Consider the following 21,298-nt stretch of genomic DNA (forward strand, 5'->3'; position numbering starts at 1 on the left):
AAAGTGTTAAAAAACGTCCTGCCCGTGCTGCTGTTACTTTCTGCCCCGGTCTTTGCGGCCAAACCTGTCCTGACGGTTTACACCTACGACGCCTTTTCCGCTGACTGGGGGCCGGGTCCGGCCGTCAAAAAAGCCTTTGAAGCCCAGTGCGGTTGCGAGCTGAAATTTGTCGCGCTGGAAGACGGTGTTTCGCTGCTGAACCGTGTACGTATGGAAGGCAAGAACACAAAGGCCGATGTGGTACTAGGCCTGGATAACAACCTTCTGCAGGCCGCGCAGCAAACCGGCCTGTTTGCCAAAAGCGACGTGGATACCCGTGAGCTGCAGGTGCCCGGCGGCTGGAAGGACACCACCTTTGTGCCGTTCGATTACGGTTATTTCGCATTCGTGTACAACAAAAACACGCTAAAAAATCCCCCTACAAGCCTGAAAGAACTGGTCGAAAGCCCAGAGAAATGGCGCGTGATTTATGAAGATCCTCGCACCAGCACGCCAGGCCTTGGCCTGCTGCTGTGGATGCAAAAGGTTTACGGGGACAACGCGCCTGAGGCCTGGCAAAAGCTGGCGAAGAAAACCGTCACGGTCACCAAAGGCTGGAGTGAAGCCTACGGCCTGTTTCTTAAAGGCGAGAGCGATCTGGTGCTGAGCTATACCACGTCACCGGCTTATCACATCATTGAAGAGAAAAAAGATAACTATGCTGCGGCATCCTTCGCCGAAGGCAACTATCTGCAGGTTGAGGTGGCCGCCCGACTGGCGAACAGCAAGCAGCCCAAACTGGCAGAACAGTTTATGCAATTCATGGTTACGCCAGCCTTTCAGAACACCATCCCTACCGGGAACTGGATGTATCCGGTGATCAAAACTGACCTGCCCGCCGGGTTTGCCTCGCTCAGCGTGCCGAAGACAACATTGCAGTTTTCACCGGAAGAGGTTGCCAGCCACCGTTCGCAATGGGTTAGCCAATGGCAACGCGCCGTCAGCCGTTAATCCCTTTCTGGCTGATTCCGGGTTCGCTCGCCACGCTGCTGCTCTGCAGCGTGGCGCTGCTGGCCTTCACAGCACTGTGGATGGCGGCGCCAGCGACCGACTGGCGGTCTGTCCTGCAGGATACGTACCTGCATCATGTTATTGGCTTTTCGTTTAAGCAGGCGCTGCTGTCCGCCCTGCTCTCCTTGCTGCCGGCCATTCCACTGTCCCGAGCCCTTTATCGGCGGCGCTTTCCCGGACGTCAGGTGTTGCTGCGCCTGTGCGCCATGACGCTGGTTCTGCCCGTGCTGGTGGCCGTATTCGGCCTGCTCACCGTCTATGGTCGGGTGGGCTGGCTGGCGCAGCTTTGCGCCTGGCTTGGCGTGGACTATCACTTCTCGCCTTACGGGCTTCAGGGAATTTTACTGGCCCATGTGTTTTTCAACCTGCCGCTGGCCACGCGCCTGATGCTGCAGGCGCTGGAAAGCATTCCTGCCGAACAGCGTCAGCTTGCTGCCCAACTGAACATACGTGGCTGGCATCATTTCCGGCTGCTTGAATGGCCCTGGCTGCGCCGCCAGCTCCTGCCCACCGGGGCATTAATCTTTATGCTCTGTTTTGCCAGTTTTGCCACCGTGCTATCGCTGGGTGGCGGGCCGCAGGCGACCACCATCGAACTGGCCATCTTCCAGGCGTTAAGCTATGACTACGATCCGGGCCGCGCGGCGCTCCTGGCGCTGATTCAGCTCAGCTGCTGCCTGGTGCTGGTGCTCCTCAGCCAGCGCTTCAGCAACGCCATTCCGGCGGGTAGCCCGCAACTGCACGGCTGGCGCGATCCTCAGGATTCCACGCTGGCCCGCGTCAGCGACGCCGCCATCATCTTTTTCGCCCTGCTGCTGCTGCTGCCGCCGCTGCTGGCGGTGATCGTAAATGGTCTGGATGGCGGGCTTCGGGGCGCGATACAGCAACCGGCGTTATGGCAGGCAACGTTGACCTCGTTACGTATCGCGCTCGGCGCCGGCGTGCTGTGTCTGGTCCTGACCACCATGCTGTTGTGGAGCAGCCGGGAGCTGCGCCTGCGGCGGCATACACTCGCCGCACAGATCATGGACACCAGCGGCATGCTGATTTTGGCAATGCCCGGTATCGTGCTGGCAACCGGCTTTTTCCTGCTACTGAACGCCACGACCGGCTTGCCGGACTCCGCGGATGGCGTGGTGATCTTTGCCAATGCGTTAATCGCGATTCCCTACGCGTTGAAAGTGCTGGAAAACCCGATGCGGGATATCGCTGAACGTTACGCCCACCTGTGCGGGGCACTGGGCATCAGCGGCTGGAACCGCCTGTGGCTGATTGAACTCCGGGCGTTGAAACGTCCGCTGGCGCAGGCGCTGGCGTTTGCCTGCGTGCTGTCGATTGGTGATTTTGGCATCGTGGCGCTGTTTGGTAATGCCGATTTCCGCACGCTGCCGTTCTACCTTTATCAGCAGATAGGCGCCTATCGCGGTGCCGATGGCGCCGTTACTGCACTGTTATTGCTGCTACTCTGCCTGTCTCTGTTCACCTTGATGGAAAAATTACCGGGCCGCCATGCTGACACTGAATAATCTGACTTACCTGTATCAGCATTTGCCGATGCGTTTTTCCCTTCACGCCGGGCGCGGCGAACGACTGGCGATTCTCGGCCCAAGCGGGGCAGGTAAAAGTACGTTATTAAACCTGATTGCCGGTTTTCTGCCCGTCAGCCAGGGCAGCCTGACGATTAACGATGTTGACCATACGAATAGCGTGCCCGCCCAGCGCCCGGTATCAATGCTGTTTCAGGAAAATAACCTGTTTCCGCACCTGAGCGTAGAACAGAACCTGGGGCTGGGCTTACATCCCGGTCTGAAGCTGACCTCAGATCAGCGCCAGCAGGTGACGACCATTGCGCAGCAGGTCGGACTCAGTGAGATGCTGTCACGCCTGCCGGGCCAGCTCTCGGGAGGACAACGCCAGCGCGTTGCCCTGGCACGCTGTTTACTGCGCGATCGCCCGGTGCTGCTGCTGGATGAACCTTTTTCGGCGCTCGATCCAGCCCTGCGCGGCGAGATGCTTAATCTGGTGCGCACCGTCTGCGAAACCCGTGCGATTACGTTGCTGATGGTGTCGCACAGTCTTGAAGACGCACAGCAGATAGCGCCACGTAGCGTGGTGGTGGTGGATGGACGCGTTTACTGGCAGGGATCGACGGACGCACTGTTGTCAGGGAACATACGGGAAGCCGATGTGCTCGGCATCCCGCGCCGTTAACCGATAAAGACCTGCCACAACAGGTGGCGGAAAATCGGCATCATCGGATGAAACTGGATGCCGACGAACGCCGCAACGGCCACCACAAAACTTAGCGGCGCCAGCCAGCGCAGACGTTCGGGTGGCAAATAAGCCGTCGCCCAGTCGCGCGTTTTTCCACTGCGCCACCAGCGCCAGCACAGCCAGCATCCCAGCCATACCAGGATAGCAACGCCTAATAACAGCCAGATGAAATGGCCGCCCTGGGCTTCTTTCGGAACATCAATCGCGACGCCTGCCAGAATACCCGGCAATAAATAGAGCGGTGGCCATAAAATACAGCCGATCAGATTGGGGGGCAGAAATTTGCGTACCGGCAATTCCAGCATGCCCGCCACCAGCGGGATCAGCGGCCGGGTTGGCCCGACAAAGCGCCCGACCAGAATGGTAAACATGCTGTGCTGATACAGCGCGTGTTCGGTCTTATCCAGCAGCCCTTTGTACTTTTGCAGGTATTTCCAGCGATGGAGCGGCCCCTGAAACTTCCAGCCAATGCCATAGGAAACCCAGTCGCCCAGCAGGCAGCCAATGAAGCCCGCGGCCCAGGCGGGATATAAGCCGATCTGTCCACTGCCCACCAGCGCACCCAGGCTCGCCATCATGACGGTGCCAGGGAGTAACAGCCCCACGAACGCCAATGACTCCAGAAACGTCACCAGCGCGACGGCAAACAGCGCCCACTCCAGCGACTGTGTAATCAGGTGTTCAACCCAGGCTTCCATATCAATCCTCAGAAAAAGCAGAAGGCTGGATTGTCCAGAGCAGACATCACAGCGTCAAGGCAAGAATTGTAGGCCAATATTGACAAAACGCACCGGCAGACACTGTATAAATATCCATGTTATACTGGTCAATGAGATGTCCGACTCGCTATCTGCCTGGAGAATACGTGAATAAGCCCCGCGCAGGGTTTCTGCTCAGCCGTCACTGGCGCGACACGCCGCAAGGCACCGAAATTACGCTGTGGCTGGCCACCGACGAGGGTGCTCAGCGCGTTGTGCTGCCTTTACAGGAATCCGTGACGTTTATTCCCTGTGAATATCAGGCGCAGGTCGACACGCTGTTGCAGGGCGAGCGCCAGCTGCGGATGCAGCCTCTGCAATTAAAAGATTTTCGCCGCCGTCCAGTATTTGGCCTGTACTGCCGGCAGCATCGCCAGTTGCAGTGGGTTGAAAAGAAACTGCGCGAAAGCGGTATCCCCCTGTATGAATCCGACATTCGTCCACCCGAACGCTACCTAATGGAACGGTTTATTACCGCGCCCGTGTGGTTTGATGGTGACATTCAGGGCGACACATGGGTTAACGCCCGTCTGAAACCCCATCCCGATTACCGGCCCCCGCTGAAGTGGGTCTCGCTGGATATTGAAACGACCCAGCATGGCGAGCTTTACTGCATTGGTCTGGAAGGCTGCGGACAGCGCCAGGTTTTCATGCTGGGACCGCCTAACGGCGACGCCAGCGAACTGGATTTCGAACTTATCTATCTTGAGAGCCGCCCGCAGTTGCTGGAGGCGCTGAATCGCTGGTTTGCCGATAACGATCCGGATGTGATCATCGGCTGGAACGTGGTGCAGTTTGACCTGCGCGTGCTGCAGAAACACGCCGATCGCTACGGCATTCCGTTACGTCTTGGCCGCCAGCAGGCCGCGCTGGAGTGGCGCGAGCATGGGTTTAAACCCGGCGTGTTTTTTGCCCAGGCGACAGGTCGCCTGATTATTGACGGCATTGATGCCCTGAAATCCGCCTTCTGGGATTTTCCCTCTTTTAGTCTGGAATCTGTTTCGCAACAGCTGCTCGGTGAAGGCAAAGCCATTGATAACCCATGGCAGCGCATGGAAGAGATCAACTGGCGTTTTGCCAACGATAAACCGGCGCTGGCGCGCTACAACCTGAAGGACTGCGAGCTGGTCACGCGCATCTTTCATAAAACCGAAATCATGCCGTTTTTACTGGAGCGCGCAGCCGTTAACGGGCTGGCAGTCGATCGCCACGGTGGCTCCGTCGCGGCATTCGGTCATCTGTACATCCCCCGCATGCACCGGGCCGGTTTTGTCGCCCCGAATCTGGGCGATGTGGCGCCGGAAGCCAGCCCCGGCGGCTACGTGATGGATTCCCGGCCCGGCCTGTATGATTCCGTGTTAGTGCTGGATTATAAAAGCCTGTATCCCTCGATTATCCGCACCTTTCTGATCGATCCCGTCGGGCTCATCGAAGGTCTGGCGCACCCAACGGATGCGGACTCGGTGCCCGGTTTTCGCGAGGCGCGCTTCTCACGTGAGACGCATTGCCTGCCCGCCATCGTAGAGCAGATTTGGCAGGGGCGCGAAACCGCAAAAACACAGGGCAATAAACCCCTGTCGCAGGCCCTGAAAATCATCATGAATGCGTTTTACGGCGTGCTCGGCACCAGCGCCTGCCGCTTTTTTGACCCTCGCCTGGCCTCGTCTATCACACTGCGCGGTCATGCCATCATGCAGCAAACCCGTGAACTCATTGAAGCCGAAGGCTACGATGTGATTTATGGCGACACCGATTCGACCTTTGTCTGGCTGAAATCCGCCCGGGATGAAGACGAGGCAGAGGCAATTGGCCGGGCACTGGCCGGGAAGGTCAACGGTTGGTGGCGTGAACACCTGCAGCAGCAATACGGCCTGACCAGCGCCCTGGAGCTGGAGTATGAAAATCACTTTTGCCGATTCCTGATGCCGACGATTCGCGGTGCTGAACAGGGCAGTAAAAAACGCTATGCGGGCTTAATTCGGGAAGGCGAAAGTGAGCGTATGGTGTTCAAAGGACTGGAATCGGTACGTACCGACTGGACGCCGCTGGCGCAGCAGTTTCAGCAGGAGCTTTACAGCCGCATATTTCATCGCCAGCCGTGGGAAGACTATGTTCGTAACACGGTGGCCCAGCTGTTGGCAGGTGAGCTGGACGACAGGCTGATTTATAAAAAGCGCCTGCGCCGCCCACTGAACGAGTATGAACGCAATGTGCCGCCGCACGTTCGCGCCGCCCGTCTGGCTGATGAGCAGAATCGTAAGCTGGGCCGGCCGTTGCAATATCAGACCGGGGGCCGCATTCGTTATGTGATTGCCACCGGCGGCCCCGAGCCGGTAGAGGCCCGAACCACGCCGCTGGACTACGATCACTACGTGACTAAACAGCTGCAGCCCGTAGCCGAAGGCATTCTGCCTTTTGTCGATGGCGACTTTGCTACACTCATTACCGGGCAGTTAGGCCTTTTTTGACAGGTGACGAATGCCCTGCCATCCAGTACCATAACGCCCTTCCTCAAAACTCACTGCTCTGACATGACGCACCAGGCCCTTTTGCCTGGATGAAATGCTATTGCCTGAGAATGGGGAACACCTTCAAAAACGTTAAAAATTCGAGCAAAAATTATATGGTTTTTACATTAGGTCAGCGTTGGATTAGTGATACAGAAAGTGAACTGGGATTAGGCACCGTGGTGGCGATTGATACGCGCATGATCACCCTGCTGTTCCCGGCCACAGGGGAAAATCGCCTCTACGCTCGCAGCGACTCGCCGGTCACCCGCGTGATTTTTAATCCGGGTGATACCGTTACCAGCCACGAAGGCTGGCAGATGCAGGTCGATGAAGTACGCAATGACAATGACCTGATAACCTATATCGGCACGCGCCTTGATACCGAAGAAACCCACGTCATGCTGCGTGAAGTGATGCTCGACAGCAAACTGGTGTTCAGCAAACCTCAGGACAGGCTGTTTGCAGGCCAGCTCGACCGTATGGATCGCTTCGCCCTGCGTTTTCGCGCACGTAAATATCAAAGTGAGCAGTATCGCCTGCCCGTCAGCGGCCTGCGCGGCATGCGTACCAATCTGATCCCCCACCAGCTGCATATCGCCCACGACGTAGGCCGCCGCCATGCGCCACGCGTCCTGCTCGCGGATGAGGTCGGCCTGGGGAAAACCATCGAAGCCGGCATGATCATCCAGCAGCAGCTGTTGGCAGGCCGTGCTGAACGCGTACTTATCGTCGTGCCAGAAACCCTGCAACATCAGTGGCTGGTAGAAATGCTGCGCCGCTTCAACCTGCGCTTCGCCCTGTTTGACGACGATCGTTACGCTGAAGCGCAGCACGACAGCGACAATGCCTTCGACACCGAACAGTTGATTATCTGCTCGCTGGACTTTGTGCGTCGCAACAAACAGCGTCTGGATAAGCTGGCGGACGCCGACTGGGATTTAATGGTGGTGGATGAAGCGCACCATTTGGCCTGGTCCGAAGGCGAACCAAGCCGCGAGTATCAGGTGATCGAAAAACTGGCTGAAAAAACGCCGGGCGTCCTGTTACTGACCGCGACACCAGAACAGCTGGGCATGGAGAGTCATTTTGCGCGCCTGCGCTTGCTTGACCCCGACCGTTTTCATGATTTTGCCGCCTTTGTTGAAGAGCAGCAGCACTTCCGCCCGATTGCCGATGCGGTGACATCGCTGCTGGCCGATCATGCCATCTCACAAAACGAGATGAATATGATCAATGAGCTGGTCGGCGAGCAGGATATTGAACCGCTGCTGCAGGTGGCAAACAGCGATCGTGAAGGCAAACAGGACGCGCGCAGCGAACTCATTTCCATGCTGATGGATCGCCACGGTACCAGCCGCGTGCTGTTCCGTAATACCCGCAACGGGGTGAAAGGCTTCCCGAAACGTGAGTTACACGCTATTCGTCTGCCCCTGCCGGCTCAGTATCAAACGGCCATTAAGGTGTCCGGTATTATGGGCACACGTAAAAGCGCAGAAGCGCGCGCGCGCGATCTGCTCTATCCGGAACAGATTTATCAGGAGTTCGAAGGCGATACCGGCACCTGGTGGAACTTCGATCCGCGCGTTGAATGGCTCATGGGTTACCTGACCAGCAACCGTAAAGAAAAAGTGCTGGTGATCTGTGCTCAGGCCGCTACAGCACTTCAACTGGAGCAGGTGCTGCGTGAACGTGAAGGGATTCGCGCCGCCGTGTTCCATGAAGGGCTGTCGATCATTGAACGCGATCGGGCTGCCGCCTGGTTCGCTTCTGAAGAGAACGGCGCACAAGTTCTGCTGTGCTCAGAAATTGGTTCCGAAGGCCGTAACTTCCAGTTCGCCAGCCGTCTGGTGATGTTCGATCTGCCGTTTAACCCGGATCTGCTGGAACAGCGTATTGGCCGACTGGATCGTATTGGCCAGGCGCACGATATTCAGATTCTGGTCCCCTGGCTGGAGAAAACGGCCCAGGCCGTGCTGCTGCGCTGGTATCACGAAGGGCTGGACGCGTTCGAGCACACCTGCCCGACCGGCAGAGCCATCTACGACAGCGTCAACGCAGAGCTGATTAACTACCTGGCCGCACCGGAAAACAGCGACGGGTTTGATGATTTCATTAGCGAATGCCGTAAGCAGCATGATGCGCTGAAATCCCAACTCGAACAGGGCCGTGACCGCCTGCTGGAGCTAAACTCTAACGGTGGTGAAGCCGCCCAGGCGCTGGCCAATACCATTGCCGAACAGGATAATGATACCGAACTGGTTAACTTTGCTCTTAACCTGTTTGATATCGTCGGCATTAATCAGGAAGACCGCAGTGATAACCTGATCGTGCTGACACCTTCAGATCATATGCTGGTTCCGGACTTTCCGGGCCTGCCGGAAGACGGCTGTACGATCACCTTCAATCGCGACCAGGCCCTGTCGCGTGAAGATACGCAGTTTATTACCTGGGAACATCCGTTAATCCGTAATGGCCTGGATCTGATTCTGTCAGGTGACACCGGCAGTTGTGCGCTGTCGCTGTTAAAGAACAAGGCATTGCCTGTGGGGACACTGCTGGTCGAGATGATCTACGTGGTGGAATCCCAGGCACCGAAACATCTGCAGCTAACCCGCTTCCTGCCCCCTACGCCGGTGCGCCTGCTGCTGGATCGCAACGGGACGAACCTGGCCGGTAAAGTGGAATTCGAAAGCTTCAACCGCCAGTTGAATGCCGTTAACCGCCACACCGGCAGCAAGCTGGTGAATGCCGTACAGCAGGACGTTCACGCGATCCTGACGCTGGCTGAAAAAGAAGTCGTCAGTGAAGCACGTGCCGTTATTGACGCGGCACGGCGCGAGGCGAGCGAAAAGCTGGGGGCCGAGTTATCACGTCTGGAAGCACTGAGAGCCGTTAACCCCAACATCCGTGACGATGAGGTCGAGGCGCTGGAAACGAATCGCCAGCAGGTACTGGAGAGTCTGGATGAAGCGAACTGGCGACTGGATGCACTGCGTCTGATTGTGGTTACGCATCAATAAGTTCAGGGCCGCAAGGCCCTCTTTTTTGGAATAGAGTATGGAACCCTACAATCCACCGCTTGAGCCCTGGCTGCACATTCTGTATCAGGATGCCCATATCATGGTGGTGAATAAGCCCAGCGGCCTGCTTTCAGTACCCGGTCGGCTTGACGAGCACAAAGACAGCGTGATGACGCGGATCCAACGCGATTATCCTGAGGCGGAATCTGTGCATCGGCTGGACATGGCGACCAGCGGCGTGATTGTGGTCGCCCTGACAAAGGCCGCAGAGCGCGAGCTTAAACGCCAGTTTCGTGAACGCGAGCCTGCAAAGACCTATGTGGCCCGGGTTTGGGGCCATCCGGCGCAGGAGAAGGGCATGGTGGATTTACCGCTGATTTGCGACTGGCCTAATCGCCCGAAGCAGAAAGTGTGTTTCGACACCGGCAAGTCGGCGCAAACCGACTATCAGGTTGTGGAATACGGTGAAGATAACAGCGCGCGCGTCGCGCTCAAACCGATTACCGGGCGCTCGCATCAGCTGCGCGTACATATGCTGGCGCTGGGCCATCCGATTCTGGGTGACGGTTTTTACGCACATCCGGAAGCAAAAGCCATGGCAGATCGTCTTCTGCTGCACGCCGAATCGCTGACCATCACGCACCCGGCGTTTGGTAATGCCATGACCTTCAGGCAGCCTGCCGATTTTTAATCTGCCATGATGCTAATGCTTCTGCTTCGCGCGCCCTCGCCATCAGCCCGGGCGCGCATCTCACTTATTTAAAGCCTTTTTCTTTGCGAATCAGATCGTAAGCCGACTGAATGTCCTGCGCTTTCTGTTTCGCCATCTCCATCATCTCGGGCGGCAGACCTTTCGCCACCAGCTTATCCGGGTGATGTTCACTCATCAGTTTGCGATAGGCGCGTTTGATGGTGGTGGCATCGTCGGTGGTTTTCACACCCAAAACGTTACAGGCATCGGATAACGTCGGGCCTCGTTGCGCCTGCTGAAAACCGCCCTGCTGTGAATAGCTGCGACCGCCGCCGAACTGCTGTCCCCCCTCCATCATGCGCAGAAACTGGTCGAACTGACTCTGAGAAATCCCCAGTTCTTCACCAATCACATACAGCACCTGACGTTCATTGGGATGCAGCGACCCATCGGCAAACGCGGCCTGGATCTGAATTTCCAGAAACATCCTAATCAGATCAAAACGTCCGAAGCAGGCACTGCGCAATTCACGCAGTTTGGTACGGAGCGGATATTCCCCCTGCTTGCCTTCGCGAAAGGCGCGCTGTGCAGCCATTCGGGCATCGCCATGCAGCTGCATGCGATCCATAAACAGCGATGCAATCTGAATATCCGCTTCGGTTACGCGCCCTTTCGACTTGGTTAAGTGCCCCATGACCTGAAAAGTCGTGCTGAAAAAGAGTGACTGCCGGGTCTGATTATTTGAGAAGTAAGCTTTGCTCTGCGCGCCGCGAACCTTGTCAAATCCATGCCCAATGATCAGACCAATAACAATTCCCCAAAAGCCTGCGCCGGACAGCAATCCAAGCACTAAACCTATTACTTTTCCCCAGTAGCGCATAAACTCCTCAATTCGCCATGCTTACGGCTGAAAATTGCATTATCATACCTGTCATTTATCTCAGCGCCTAACGGCAGCGCGGACAGAAAAGGATTAACACTGGCGCAACGCCAGGCAGTGCGTTAGTCTCTGACCCGATTGTCGGCATGATGCCAGTTTTCATGGAATTCTCGATACCGCGTATGAAAAAACATATACCTACTCTGCTGGCCACCATGATCGGCGCAGCCATTAGCCAGCAAGCCTTCGCCGATGATTTAATGTCGCAGTGTATGTTAGGCGTGCCGAGCTACAATCGCCCCCTGGTTAACGGCGATCCTAATCAGCTGCCCGTTACTATTCACTCGGATTCCCTGAAAGGCAACTATCCTGACGATGCGGTCTTCACAGGTGATGTGGATGTGCAGCAGGGTAACAGCCGCATGCTGGCAGATGAAGTACAGCTTCACCAACGCCAGCCTGAAGGTCAGACCGTCCCCGCTCGTACCGTCGATGCGCTAGGTAATGTGCACTACGATGATAATCAGGTCATCCTGAAAGGTCCGAAAGCCTGGTCAAATCTGAATACCAAAGATACCAACGTCTGGAACGGCGATTATCAGATGGTAGGCCGTCAGGGCCGTGGAACGGGCGATCAGATGAAGCTGCGCGGTGAAAACCGTTACACCATCATGGAAAACGGCACCTTCACTTCCTGTCTGCCCGGCAGCAACAGCTGGAGCGTCGCGGGTTCTGAGATCATTCAGGATCGTCAGGAAGAAGTGGCTGAAATCTGGAATGCGCGCTTTAAACTGGGTTCCGTTCCGGTGTTTTACAGCCCCTATCTGCAATTGCCATTGGGCGATCGTCGCCGTTCCGGTTTTCTGATCCCCAATGCTAAATACGGCAGCAGCAACGGTTTTGAGTTCATTCTGCCCTACTACTGGAACATCGCGCCGCAGGCCGATGCGACCATTACGCCGCATTACATGAGTAATCGCGGGCTGCAATTACAGAATGAGTTCCGTTATCTGACACAGGCTGGCGCAGGCCTCGTTGAGTTTGACTATCTGGCCTCAGATAAACAGTATGACAACGACAAAGCTGCACGCGGCATTGCCCAAAATGACAGTTCGGACCGTTGGTTATTTTACTGGCGTCACTCTGGTGTTTACGACCAACACTGGCGTTTCAGTGCTGACTACACCAAAGTCAGCGATCAGTATTATTTCAACGATCTGACCTCGCCTTACTACAGTTCGACAGATGGTTACGCCTCGCAAAAATTCAGCGTGGGCTATGCGGATACCAACTGGGACGCAACGCTGTCGACCAAAGATTTCCAGATTTTTGGCAACACGAGCAACAGCAACGTCTATCGCGCCTTCCCGCAACTGGATCTGAACTGGTACCAGAACGATGTGGGTCCGTTCGACACCCGCATCTATGCGCAGGCCGTCAAGTTTACCAACGTCAACAGCAACTATCCTGAAACCACGCGTTTACACGTTGAGCCCACGATTAATCTGCCGTTGTCCAACGGTTGGGCCAGTCTGGATACCGAAGCGAAGTTTCTGGCGACGCACTATCAGCAGAAAGATGTTGATTACTACAACACGAATTTTGCGCCAACCAGTACAAGTAGTGGCGTGCTGAAAGACTCTGTTAACCGGACCTTGCCACAGTTTAAAGTTGACGGTCGTATGGTGTTTGACCGCGATATGGACTGGGCGCAGGGCTACACGCAGACGCTGGAACCCCGGGTTCAGTACCTGTATATCCCGTATCGTGACCAGAGTGATATCTACCCTTACGACTCCACCCTGCTGCAAACCGACTATACCGGCCTGTTCCGCGATCGTTCATACAGCGGCCTGGATCGCATCGCATCGGCCAACCAGGTTGCCACCGGTGTCACTACGCGAATTTATGATACCGATTTGGTTGAACGTTTTAACGTTTCTGTGGGTCAAATCTATTCGTTCACGCCTTCTCGTACGGGTGTTAACCAGGTCAATAAAGAAGACGACACCGGTAGTCTTCTGTGGGCGGGTGACAGCTACTGGAAGATAAGTGACCGTTGGGGCGTGCGCGGCGGGCTGCAGTACGATACCCGCCTGAATAACGTGGCACAGGGAAATACCGTGCTGGAATACCGCCGTGATGCTGACCGTATGGTGCAGTTGAGCTACCGTTACAGTAGCCCGGAGTATGTTGCTTCTGCGCTGAACGACAGTTCACTGGTGAATAACCCGATTTATAAAAACGGGATTTCACAGGTCGGTACGACGGCGAGCTGGCCGATTCATGATGCCTGGTCGGTGGTTGGCGCGTATTACTATGATACGCGTAATAATCGTCCTGCATCACAGTTGGTTGGCCTGCAGTACAGCTCTTGTTGCTACGCAATTCGTCTGGGATATGAGCGCAAAATCAACGGTTGGGAAAACAACGACAGTAAGTATGACAACCAAATCTCATTCAACATTGAGTTACGTGGCCTGAGCTCAAATTATGGCCTGGGAACCGGCCAGATGCTGAGTCAGGGTATCATCCCTTATCAGCGTGCATTCTGATGTTGTGATGTTTGACAGGCAATCCCGCAGTGCGGAACCAATAATGGATAAAGTATGAAGAACTGGAGAATGCTGATTCTTGGTGTGGCGCTCAGTGCCAACACCGCGTTCGCAGCACCACAAGTGGTTGATAAAGTTGCAGCTGTAGTGAATAACGGCGTGGTCCTCGAGAGTGACGTGGACAGCATGATGAGCACCGTTAAATCTCAGGCGAAGCAGGCAGGTCAACAGTTGCCTGATGACAAGACGTTGCGCCATCAGATCCTCGAACGTGAGATCATGGACGCGATCATCCTGCAGTTAGGTGATAAAGCCGGTTTACAGATTACCGATCAGCAACTGGATCAGGCTATTCAGAATATCGCCGCGCAAAACCGCATGAGCGTTGATCAGCTGAGAAGCCGCCTGGCTTACGACGGGATGAACTACAACACCTATCGTGCTCAGATCCGTAAAGAGATGCTGATCTCTGAAGTGCGTAATAATGAAGTCCGCCGTCGTGTCACTATCCTGCCGCAGGAAGTCGATACGCTGGCGCAGCAGGTTGGCGCTCAGAATACGCAGGGCACTGAAATGAATATCAGTCATATCCTGCTGCCTCTGCCGGAAAACCCTACGCAGCAGCAGGTTGACGATCAGGAGAAGCTGGCAAAACAGCTGATAACGGAACTGAAAGGTGGCGCAGACTTTGGCAAGCTGGCCGTGACCTACTCCGCCGATTCTCAGGCGCTGAAGGGCGGCAACATGGGCTGGGCAAAAATCGAAGAGCTGCCTACCCTGTTTGCTCAGGCGCTGACCACAGCGAAGAAGGGCGACATTGTTGGCCCTATCCGTTCAGGTGTGGGTTTCCATATCCTGAAGGTGAACGATCTACGCGGCGAGAGCAAAAACGTCTCTGTTACCGAAGTGCATGCGCGCCACATTCTGCTGAAGCCGTCTCCGATCATGACTGACGATCAGGCTCGCGCTAAGCTGGAACAGATTGCTGCCGACATTCGCAGTGGTAAGACGACCTTTGCCGCGGCCGCCAAACAGTTCTCCGACGATCCGGGTTCGGCTAATCAGGGCGGCGATCTGGGCTGGACCTCACCAGAAGTGTTTGACCCGGCATTCCGCGATGCGCTGCTGCGTCTGAAAAAAGGCGAAACCAGTCAGCCGGTCCACTCCTCTTTTGGCTGGCATCTGATTCAGCTGCTGGATACGCGTCAGGTGGATAAAACCGATGCAGCCCAGAAAGAGCGCGCTTACCGTATGCTGTTTAATCGTAAGTTTGCGGAAGAAGCGCAAACCTGGATGCAGGAACAGCGCGCCGGCGCTTACGTGAAAATCCTGGATAACAATGCGCAGTGATTTTCGTGTGGTGATCACGCCCGGCGAACCCGCCGGGATTGGTCCCGATCTTGCCGTTCAACTGGCTCAGCGAGCCTGGCCTGTTGAACTGGTTGTGTGTGCTTCTCCCCAGCTGTTGCTGCAACGTGCCGCTCAGCTGGGTTTGCCGTTGACGCTGCGCGTTTACGACGCCGCAGGCGAACCCGAACCGCAACAGGCTGGCACGCTCACCGTCCTCCCCGTTGAAATACCGCAGCCGGTCACGCCCGGCACGCTATGCGTCGCCAACAGCCACTATGTGCTGGAAACTCTGGCACGCGCCTGCGACGGATGTTTATCCGGGGAGTTTTCTGCCTTAATTACTGGCCCCGTTCACAAGGGCGTGATTAACGACGCGGGCATTCCGTTTACCGGGCATACCGAATTTTTTGCCGAGCGCGCGGGCGCGCAGCGCGTGGTGATGATGCTGGCCACCGAGCAACTGCGTGTCGCGCTTGCCACTACGCATCTGCCGTTAAAAGATGTTGCTGGTGCCGTCACCCGCGATTGTCTGCATGAAGTCATCACCATTCTGCATCAGGATCTCAAGCATAAGTTTGCCATTGCTCAGCCGCATATTTTTGTCTGCGGACTGAATCCCCATGCCGGAGAAGGCGGTCACATGGGGCGGGAAGAGATAGACACGATCATCCCGGCACTCAATGCGCTGCGCGAGCAAGGCATTCAACTCACCGGTCCGCTGCCTGCGGATACGCTGTTCCAGCCCAAATATCTGCAACATGCCGATGCGGTGCTGGCGATGTATCACGATCAGGGGTTACCGGTGCTTAAATTTCAGGGATTTGGTCGGGCGGTTAATATTACCCTCGGCCTGCCGTTTATCCGTACCTCAGTCGACCACGGCACCGCGCTTGAATTAGCCGGGTTGGGTCAGGCTGACGCGGGCAGCTTTATCACGGCGCTTAACCTCGCCATCACTATGATCAAGAGCAGTAATGAATAATCGCGTCCATCAGGGGCACTACGCCCGTAAACGTTTCGGGCAAAACTTCCTGAACGATCAATATATTATCGACAGCATCGTCTCCGCCATCCATCCACAGCGCGATCAGGCAATAGTGGAAATCGGTCCGGGTTTGGGTGCACTTACTGAACCCGTGGGCGAACGCCTGGACAGTTTAACCGTGGTGGAGTTAGATCGCGATCTGGCTGCACGCCTGCAAACTCATCCGTTTTTAGGGCCCAAGCTGACGATTTTCCAGCAGGACGCCATGACGTTTGACTTCGCTGCGCTGGCCAAAGAGAAAGGCCAGCCGCTGCGGGTCTTCGGTAACCTGCCATATAATATTTCGACCCCGCTGATGTTCCATCTGTTCAGCTATACTGGTTCGATTAAAGATATGCACTTCATGCTGCAGAAAGAGGTGGTTAATCGTCTGGTTGCAGGTCCCGGCAGCAAAGCCTATGGTCGTCTGAGCGTAATGGCTCAGTACTATTGTCAGGTGATTCCGGTGCTGGAAGTGCCGCCGCACTCTTTTACCCCGCCCCCGAAGGTGGACTCGGCGGTTGTGCGGTTAGTCCCTTACATGACACCGCCTCATCCGGTCAAAGACGTGCGTATTCTGAGCCGCATTACCACTGAAGCATTCGGTCAACGCCGCAAAACGCTGCGTAACAGCCTGAGCCATATGGTCGTTGCTGGCGCACTGGATGAGCTGGAAATCGACACCAGCCTGCGTGCCGAAAATGTTTCGGTCGCGCAGTATTGCCAGTTAGCAAACTGGCTGGCAGATCATCTGGATCAACCCCAGGAGTAACCCATGAGTGAACCGGCCCGCGTATCGCTGCACGTACAAAGTCTGTATGTCGCCTCACAGTCCTCACCGGAAGATGAGCGCTATGTCTTTGCTTATACCGTCACGATTCGCAACGTAGGCCGGTCCTCAGTGCAACTGCTCCGACGCTACTGGCTCATCACTAACGGCAACGGCCGTGAGACGGAAGTTCAGGGTGAAGGCGTCATAGGCGAACAGCCGCATATTGCACCGGGAAACGAATATCAGTACACCAGCGGTGCTGTTCTTGAAACCCCGATGGGCACCATGCAAGGTCACTATGTGATGGTCGATGAGCAAGGCGATGAATTCCACGTCGAGATCCCGGTATTCCGCCTCGCGATTCAAACCCACATCCATTGATACTGGCGCCCTTCGCCCGCCTGGCGGGCGACTGTCTGAGTTGGATAATCCTCTATGAATACTTACCTGATTGGCGACGTTCACGGTTGTTATGATGAATTACGTGCTCTGCTGAACCAGGTTAATTACGATCCCAGTCAGGATACCTTATGGCTGACGGGTGACCTGGTGGCGCGAGGGCCCGGCTCGCTGGAGGTTCTGCGCTACGTAAAGTCATTGGGTGACAGCGTCCGTCTGGTGCTGGGTAATCACGATCTGCATTTGCTGGCCGTTTATGCCGGAATCAGTCGTAATAAACCCAAAGATCGCCTGACACCGCTGCTGGAAGCGGAAGATGCAGATGACCTGATTAACTGGCTGCGTCGCCAGCCGTTGCTGCAGGTCGATGAAGAGAAAAAGCTGGTGATGGGCCATGCCGGCATTACGCCTCAGTGGGATCTGGATACAGCACAACAGTGCGCACGCGAAGTGGAAGCCGTGCTGTCCAGCGACAGTTACCCACTGTTTCTTGACGCAATGTACGGCGACATGCCGAATAACTGGAGTGAATCCCTGACCGGCCTGGCCCGCCTGCGCTTCTCGACCAATGCACTAACCCGTATGCGTTTCTGCTTTCCTAACGGTCAGCTAGACATGATCTGTAAGGATGCGCCGGAATCCGCCCCGCCGCCGTTAAAACCCTGGTTCATGATTGAAGGCCCGGTCGCACGCGATCACACTATTGTTTTCGGTCACTGGGCGTCGCTGGAAGGGAAAGGCACGCCAGAGGGCATTATCGGTCTGGATACCGGCTGCTGCTGGGGCGGGAACCTGACGCTCCTGCACTGGGAAACCCAACGCTACTATATTCAGCCATCGAACCGTCAGTTGTCCGTACCGGACGATCTTACTCCGCAATCGTCAACCCGCTAACGCGCAGCCATAAAAAAACGCCTTGTCACAACAAGGCGTTATTTACTGCGCGTAAATTAACGGCGGCGTTCGAGGATCTCAAAGCAGTAACTGTGCGAGTTCTGCTCATCGGCATCATGAAACTCACTGAACGTGGAGTGCCACTCATCCGGCTCGTAATCCGGGAACTGCGTATCGCCTTCCACTTCCGCATCAATGTGCGTCAGATAAAGACGGTCGGCGCGCGCCAGCATCTGCTCATAGATGCGGCCGCCGCCAATGACCATGATCTCTTCAGCCTCACCCGCCGCACTGATGGCGTCGTCCAGCGAAGTTACCCAGGTTACGCCTTCGGCACTGCCCGGCTTGCTGCTGACCACAATGTTGAGCCGGCCAGGCAATGGACGACCAATAGATTCAAAGGTCAGTCTGCCCATAATAACTGGCTTTTTCAGTGTGTTGCGCTTAAACCACGCCAGGTCTGCAGGCAGGTCCCACGGCATGGCGTTTTCCATTCCAATAATGCGATCTGCTGCTAATGCCGCGATAAGACTAATCATGTTAAAAGGCTCGCTGAAAAAAACAGGCGCCATGATACGTAAAGGTTAAACCTTCGTCGATAGCAGGAAGGTGCTTATTGCATAAAGCGGCATTGCCACCATGTTTCAGACGTTGTACAGGGTTTTACTCCATAAGAAGGGCAAGTCCACCGCAAAAGTCGCCAGATAATGGCGTCACCTCGCTATAAATCATGATAATAAAAACGGCTCCCTGGGGAGCCGTTGTGTGTCATCAGAAATCGTAGCGGAAACGAACCAGGTTCATATCGCCCTGATTGTCCGTACTGGAAGTGAAGACATGTTCGTAATCCACACGGAAACCGTAGTCCAGGAATAACGTTACGCCCAGGCCATTGTCAATGCGCTGGTAGTTGCGGCCATTCACGTATTCTAAACGGTCGCCCATCACGTAAGGCTGAACGGCTTTGAAACCATATTGCGCCACCGGGATTTTGTATCCGGCGTAATATTCGATGCCCCAGGCATCGTCCGCAAAATAGTTATTCACGTTGCGCTGTTTGGTCGTCAGGAAGTTTTGATACCAGCCACCGCCTGCTGACAGTGTCCAGTTACCCGGCGTCCAGCTCAGTGCCGTGCCAAAAATGTTTTGGTCGTACTCTTTATTGTTGCCCGTGACCGGATCACGCATGCTGGCGCGGGTGTAGTTCCAGGCCGTGCCCCATGCCAGCGTTGGCGTAATGTTGTAATTCACGCCCAGCGAACCGCCGCCCTGACGCTTGTAGCGCAGTCCATTGCCCGGCAAATATTCGTTATCGCTAAACAGGTAAGAGGCATAAAGATCAACTGCACCATAACTGTTTTTGTATTTCAGCTGCTTACGAGAACGGTATGAACCGTCGTAATCACCGTTAATGCCGTTACCCGGTGCCTGGGCCAGCATGTCGTAATCCCAGATATCCGTCTTGGCACCCACAACGTCGTAATAAACGCTGTTCTGCTGACCGAAGGTCAACTGGCCCCAGGTTTTACTTTTCAGGCCGGTATAGAGCTGGCGGCGCGTGGTTTCATGCGCCCCTTCAGCGTAGTGATTATCCCAGTTGAATACGGCCGGAATGTTAACGCCCAGCTCGTAGTAGCTGGTCCAACTGATATCGTCGAACAGGTAGTAATCCGCGCTAAAGCGGAAACGTGAACCACCGTCAAAGCCATTACGCTTATAGGATTTATCATTCACGCCGGTTTGATGGTTAAACTGAGGACGAATACTGCCACCGAATTTAAAATCGAGACGGCTAAGGGGATCGCCTGCTTGTGGGTCTTGTTTGAGAAGAGTGATTTCAGCCTGGCTGGAAAAAGACGCCAGAGCCAGGAGTGCAGCCACTGCACTCAGTGAAAAAGAACGCGCTTTCATTGTTATAACTATCCTGTTTACGCTCTAATAATGAGCGAGCCGGATATTACAGCGGTCAATGTCAGCCTGGTAGTTTTTTGTATTATAGATTTGTGCGGATGAGCAGATTGGGCATGATTGGCTAAAAATTAAATCAAATTTATTTGAGATTGCTGCCGCTTACCCCAGTATGAACGGGTTGATACAGCGCCAGTGGGCCGCATCAGCAGCCTGACTGAGAATGCGTTACATCGCCGGTCTTCCCTCTGGCTGTGAGCCGTATTTAGTTTGCCCCTGGCAGATCGACCAGCACTTTTTCGATTAACGCGACGATGCCTCTAACCCTGGGAGGGATAAAGCGCGCATCCGGGAAAACGGCATACACAAAGCGATCGGGATAGCGATACGCTGGCAACACCCTGATAAGCGAGCCGGATTTCAACGCCTCAGTTGCAAGGGGTAATTGCATACCGCCTACACCGATTCCCGCCTGCAACGCCTGTAATAACCCTTCACTGCTATTGGCCCTGAAGGCTGTCTTTACGGCCAGTTCTACGGTTTCATCGCCCCTGACAAGCCGCAATGGCGCAGACTCGGCAATGCTGCTGAAACGCACGTGCGGTTGGCACATCAATGCATCCAGTGAATTGAGCGGCGGGAAATCCGGTGATGCGAAAAGCGGTGTTTCAATACGCGCGATTTTCCGTGCCGGATACACTTCCGGCGCATCCTGAGTAAGGCGGAACGCCACATCCACGCCTTCTCTGGCCAGGTCGGATATCCTGTCATCAAGCGAGAGCGTCAGATGCAAACCCGGATTCGCTTTTTGCAATCCGAGCAGATGAGGAAGAAACAAACGCCCTAATCCGCCCGGGAGTTGAACGTTTATCTTGCCCTGCCATTGCTGTGCGACAGGGGATAGCTGGTTCTCGACCGCCTGCATTGCCTCAAGTATGGGCTGCATCTTACGCCGGTAATATTCTCCTTGCGCTGTCAGTACCCTCACCCGCGTCGTCCTGTGCAGCAGCACTACGCCGAGTTCAGCCTCAAGCGCGGCGATCTGCTGGCTGACCGCAGACTGTTTGATATTCAACTGGCGTGCTGCCTCAGAAAAAGACCCCGCCTCAGCCACGCGTAAAAACGTTCGAATGGCATTGAGCTTGTTATTCATTTACGCATTTCTCTTATAAGTGACATCAGCTTTCGGGGATACCGACAAAAAACAATTTAT

General features: G+C 55.3%; 17 protein-coding genes. 12 read left to right on the top strand and 5 right to left on the bottom strand.

Features of this window, described 5'->3' with window-relative positions; genetic code table 11:
• Window positions 1–3 precede the first annotated feature (3 nt).
• From thiB to thiQ, 3 genes are read left to right on the top strand one after another with little or no spacing between them, the layout of a single operon-like run.
• Window positions 4–990, top strand: a complete 987-nt coding sequence (thiB, locus tag PAGR_RS17975; protein ID WP_013024588.1) for a thiamine ABC transporter substrate binding subunit — start codon at window positions 4–6, stop codon at window positions 988–990.
• Complete coding sequence (thiP, locus tag PAGR_RS17980) at window positions 966–2,576, top strand: thiamine/thiamine pyrophosphate ABC transporter permease ThiP (RefSeq protein WP_014606602.1); 1,611 nt, start codon at window positions 966–968, stop codon at window positions 2,574–2,576. Before thiB ends, thiP begins: the two co-directional genes overlap by 25 nt.
• On the top strand, window positions 2,560–3,261 hold the full coding sequence (thiQ, locus tag PAGR_RS17985; protein WP_014606603.1) for a thiamine ABC transporter ATP-binding protein ThiQ: 702 nt from the start codon (window positions 2,560–2,562) through the stop codon (window positions 3,259–3,261). The genes thiP and thiQ overlap by 17 nt, the downstream gene beginning before the upstream one ends.
• Here the strand turns inward: thiQ and PAGR_RS17990 are convergent.
• The gene (locus tag PAGR_RS17990) at window positions 3,258–4,022 is read right to left on the bottom strand and encodes a DedA family protein (RefSeq protein ID WP_013024585.1); all 765 of its coding nucleotides are present in this window, start codon (window positions 4,020–4,022) and stop codon (window positions 3,258–3,260) included. The two genes, thiQ and PAGR_RS17990, sit on opposite strands and share 4 nt — an antisense overlap.
• A 167-nt stretch (window positions 4,023–4,189) precedes the next feature.
• Between PAGR_RS17990 and polB the strand changes: the two genes are divergently transcribed.
• From polB to rluA, 3 genes are all read left to right on the top strand, one after another.
• Entirely contained in the window at window positions 4,190–6,550 is a 2,361-nt protein-coding gene (polB, locus tag PAGR_RS17995) for a DNA polymerase II (RefSeq protein ID WP_014606604.1), read from the top strand.
• A gap of 155 nt (window positions 6,551–6,705) precedes the next feature.
• Window positions 6,706–9,612: an RNA polymerase-associated protein RapA gene (gene rapA, locus PAGR_RS18000; protein ID WP_029568461.1), complete on the top strand. Its 2,907-nt coding sequence runs from the start codon at window positions 6,706–6,708 to the stop codon at window positions 9,610–9,612.
• A gap of 37 nt (window positions 9,613–9,649) precedes the next feature.
• A complete protein-coding gene (gene rluA / locus PAGR_RS18005; protein WP_013024582.1) occupies window positions 9,650–10,303 on the top strand; it encodes a bifunctional tRNA pseudouridine(32) synthase/23S rRNA pseudouridine(746) synthase RluA in 654 nt (217 codons plus the stop codon).
• Between the two features lie 64 nt (window positions 10,304–10,367).
• Here rluA and djlA read toward each other — a convergent pair whose 3' ends face one another.
• Window positions 10,368–11,183, bottom strand: a complete 816-nt coding sequence (gene djlA / locus PAGR_RS18010; RefSeq protein WP_013024581.1) for a co-chaperone DjlA — start codon at window positions 11,181–11,183, stop codon at window positions 10,368–10,370.
• 182 nt (window positions 11,184–11,365) lie between these two features.
• Between djlA and lptD the strand changes: the two genes are divergently transcribed.
• The 6 genes from lptD to apaH are packed head-to-tail and all read left to right on the top strand — an operon-like array spanning window position 11,366 to window position 18,177.
• Complete coding sequence (gene lptD / locus PAGR_RS18015; protein ID WP_014606605.1) at window positions 11,366–13,738, top strand: LPS assembly protein LptD; 2,373 nt, start codon at window positions 11,366–11,368, stop codon at window positions 13,736–13,738.
• A gap of 54 nt (window positions 13,739–13,792) precedes the next feature.
• The gene (surA, locus tag PAGR_RS18020) at window positions 13,793–15,088 is read left to right on the top strand and encodes a peptidylprolyl isomerase SurA (protein WP_013024579.1); all 1,296 of its coding nucleotides are present in this window, start codon (window positions 13,793–13,795) and stop codon (window positions 15,086–15,088) included.
• The gene (gene pdxA, locus PAGR_RS18025) at window positions 15,078–16,070 is read left to right on the top strand and encodes a 4-hydroxythreonine-4-phosphate dehydrogenase PdxA (RefSeq protein WP_013024578.1); all 993 of its coding nucleotides are present in this window, start codon (window positions 15,078–15,080) and stop codon (window positions 16,068–16,070) included. The genes surA and pdxA overlap by 11 nt, the downstream gene beginning before the upstream one ends.
• On the top strand, window positions 16,063–16,884 hold the full coding sequence (gene rsmA / locus PAGR_RS18030) for a 16S rRNA (adenine(1518)-N(6)/adenine(1519)-N(6))-dimethyltransferase RsmA (protein ID WP_013024577.1): 822 nt from the start codon (window positions 16,063–16,065) through the stop codon (window positions 16,882–16,884). Before pdxA ends, rsmA begins: the two co-directional genes overlap by 8 nt.
• A gap of 3 nt (window positions 16,885–16,887) precedes the next feature.
• On the top strand, window positions 16,888–17,265 hold the full coding sequence (apaG, locus tag PAGR_RS18035; RefSeq protein WP_013024576.1) for a Co2+/Mg2+ efflux facilitator ApaG/CorD: 378 nt from the start codon (window positions 16,888–16,890) through the stop codon (window positions 17,263–17,265).
• 54 nt (window positions 17,266–17,319) lie between these two features.
• The gene (gene apaH / locus PAGR_RS18040; protein WP_014606606.1) at window positions 17,320–18,177 is read left to right on the top strand and encodes a bis(5'-nucleosyl)-tetraphosphatase (symmetrical) ApaH; all 858 of its coding nucleotides are present in this window, start codon (window positions 17,320–17,322) and stop codon (window positions 18,175–18,177) included.
• 56 nt (window positions 18,178–18,233) lie between these two features.
• Here apaH and folA read toward each other — a convergent pair whose 3' ends face one another.
• The 3 genes from folA to PAGR_RS18055 all read right to left on the bottom strand — a co-directional run bounded on the left by folA (window position 18,234) and on the right by PAGR_RS18055 (window position 21,238).
• Window positions 18,234–18,716 (bottom strand): type 3 dihydrofolate reductase, encoded by a 483-nt coding sequence (gene folA, locus PAGR_RS18045; protein ID WP_024472273.1) that lies wholly within the window; start codon window positions 18,714–18,716, stop codon window positions 18,234–18,236.
• A 232-nt stretch (window positions 18,717–18,948) separates the two neighbouring features.
• Window positions 18,949–20,088, bottom strand: a complete 1,140-nt coding sequence (locus PAGR_RS18050) for a porin (protein WP_014606607.1) — start codon at window positions 20,086–20,088, stop codon at window positions 18,949–18,951.
• A gap of 262 nt (window positions 20,089–20,350) precedes the next feature.
• Window positions 20,351–21,238: a LysR family transcriptional regulator gene (locus tag PAGR_RS18055; RefSeq protein ID WP_014606608.1), complete on the bottom strand. Its 888-nt coding sequence runs from the start codon at window positions 21,236–21,238 to the stop codon at window positions 20,351–20,353.
• Window positions 21,239–21,298 lie beyond the last annotated feature (60 nt).

It is taken from the genome of Pantoea ananatis PA13 (assembly GCF_000233595.1).
Lineage (GTDB): Bacteria > Pseudomonadota > Gammaproteobacteria > Enterobacterales > Enterobacteriaceae > Pantoea > Pantoea ananatis.